We start from the raw sequence: 2,317 nt of genomic DNA on the forward strand, positions 1-2,317 counted from the left end.
GCGCGGCGCGCACCAGCGCCATGGTGCCGCGCGGGCCGGCGCCCGAAGACAGCCCCGGCCAGTCGCGCGTGGCGCGCGCGATGCGCACGGCATAGTCGATCACGCGCTCGTCGGCCTGCACCAGGCAGGCGAGGCGCTGCAGCTCGAGCACCTGCGCCTCGTCGAGGCAGGGGCGCACGGCCTCGAGCGGAAACTGGTTGCCGGCGCGCTGGTTGGTGGTGAGTTGCACGATGGCGTTTTCTTCGCTGTGGCTCGGAAAACCGATGTCGATCTTCAGCAGGAAGCGGTCCAGCTGCGCCTCGGGCAACGGGTAGGTGCCTTCGGTGTCGACGGGGTTCTGCGTGGCCATGACCATGAAGGGGCGCGGCAGCGGCATGGCCGTGCCTTCGAGCGTGACCTGGTACTCCTGCATGACTTCGAGCAGCGCGCTCTGGGTCTTGGCCGGCGCGCGGTTGATTTCGTCGGCCAGCAGCAGGTTGGTGAACACCGGCCCCTGGTGCACACGCAGGGTGCCCAGGCTGCCGTCGCCGCGCGCGGCGATGTCGAGCACCGCGTGGCCGGTGATGTCCGAGGGCATCAGGTCGGGCGTGAACTGCACGCGCGCATAGCGCAAGGTCATGGCCTCCGCGAGGGCGCGCGCGAGCAGCGTCTTGCCGAGCCCCGGCACGCCTTCGATCAGCACATGGCCCGACGCGACCAGCGCCACCAGCGTCTGGTCGACCGCCTCGAGCTGGCCGACCACGGCCTGGCCGACCTCGGCGCGCAGGGTCTGCAGCCACTGGGCCGCGCGCGTCAGTTCTTCGGGTTGGATGGCTTGCATGAGCGTCTCTCGGTTCAGGATGTGGAGGAAGAAGGTGAAGGCGTGAAGGCCCGTGGGCGTCGAGCCGCCGGCGCGCGGTCTCCAGCACCTCCAGGTCGACGGCCATGCGCCCGGATGGCGCGCACGCGCGGCCATCGCCCGCGCGAGCATGGCCGCCTCCAGGCCCGTGGCCTGGGCAATGGCGGCGGCGCGCGCCGTGGCATCGCGCAGCGCATAGCCGCGCAGCTGGCGGCCGGCGGACTCGTTCAGCGCGCGCAGTTGCGCCGCATGCAGCGCGTCGCGCGTGCATGTGCAGGAGCCGGCGGTGCCGCGCACCTGCTCGGCCATCGAGCGCCGGTGCGTGCCGGCCGACGGCGCCAGCGGCCCGAAGCGCACGGCCGCGCGCCAGAGCGCCAGGGCCAGCGCCAGCAGGCCCAGCAGCAGCGCCGCCCAGCCCTTGTGCCAGAGCCAGCGCAGGAAGGGCTCGCGCGCTTCCTCGGCAACGAACCAGACTTCAGTGCGGGTGCGCAGCTGCAGCGCGGCGGCGGCGAACAAGGCGTTGTCGGCGCGCGTCAGGTTCTCGTTGCGCCACAGGCCCCAGGGCATGACGGTGACGGTGCCGCGACCGACCTGCACGCGGATCGCCTCGTTGCCGCGCGCGCCGAGCACCACCCACAGGGGGCGCGGCTGCTTGTCGCTGGTGCGGTAGTTCGCGACCGACGACCAGGTGCAGATGCGAAAGCTCCGGCCGCCAGCGAAGCTCGCGGGCACGGTGTCGGGCTCGGTCACCGCGTGGCAATCGGCGTCCTTGGCGGGCGTGTCGTCGACGGCTGTCCTGGGCGGCTTCTTCCTGGACGCGGGGGGCTCTTTCTTTTCGACCGGCGTGGGCGGTTTCTCGCGCACCAGCGGGAGCCAGCTTTCCAGCAGGTCGCTGCTGGCGAGGTAGCCCGGCATCACGAGGTGGCCGCCCTGCTCGACCCATTCGCGCAGGCGCTGCTCGCGCTCGGGGAACAGGTCCCAGTGGCTGGAGGCGAGCACCAGCCGGGCGCGGCCGGGGGCATGGCGTCCAGGCTCTCGCGCTTGACCACGCGGGCGCGAGGTGCCGCAACACGGCCTGCGCCGCATAGAACGAATTGGTCTTGGCCTCGCCGCTGGCGGGCGTGCGCACCTCGGTGTCGGCCCATTCGGTGGCGGACACCACCCAGGCGCCGACGAGCACCAGCGCGAGCACCGAGAAGATGCGAACCAGCCAGGCGTTCATGCCGTGGCCCCCTGCGCGCTTTCGGCCGTGGGCGCGGCGGTTGCCGGCAGGTGCAGGTCGAACTCGCCGCAAACCGCCAGCACCTCCGATGTGGAAGGCAGCCGCCCGCCATATGCCGCCAGTTGCCAGGCACCGACCAGCCGCACGAAGAAGGCCTGCGCGGGCGGCGTCAAGCGCGGCGCGGCAAGCGCGACGCACTCGCCCTCGGTGCTCGCGGCGCGCACCGGCACGCCGTGCGAATGCACCAGCCGCGACAG

At 72.4% G+C, this 2,317-nt stretch carries 2 protein-coding genes; both read right to left on the reverse strand.

The window, feature by feature from the left end; translation table 11 throughout:
• Positions 1 to 1,837: DUF4350 domain-containing protein (locus BMG07_RS44545; RefSeq protein WP_307867330.1), on the reverse strand; the 1,837-nt coding region annotated here is incomplete at its 3' end.
• Positions 1,838 to 2,056: 219 nt separating this feature from the next.
• Positions 2,057 to 2,317, reverse strand: a 261-nt coding sequence (locus BMG07_RS40425) for a DUF4129 domain-containing protein (protein WP_198089178.1), incomplete at its 5' end; no start/stop codon positions are given.

The sequence above is a fragment of the Variovorax sp. E3 genome, from assembly GCF_016082275.1.
Classification (GTDB): Bacteria; Pseudomonadota; Gammaproteobacteria; order Burkholderiales; family Burkholderiaceae_C; genus Variovorax.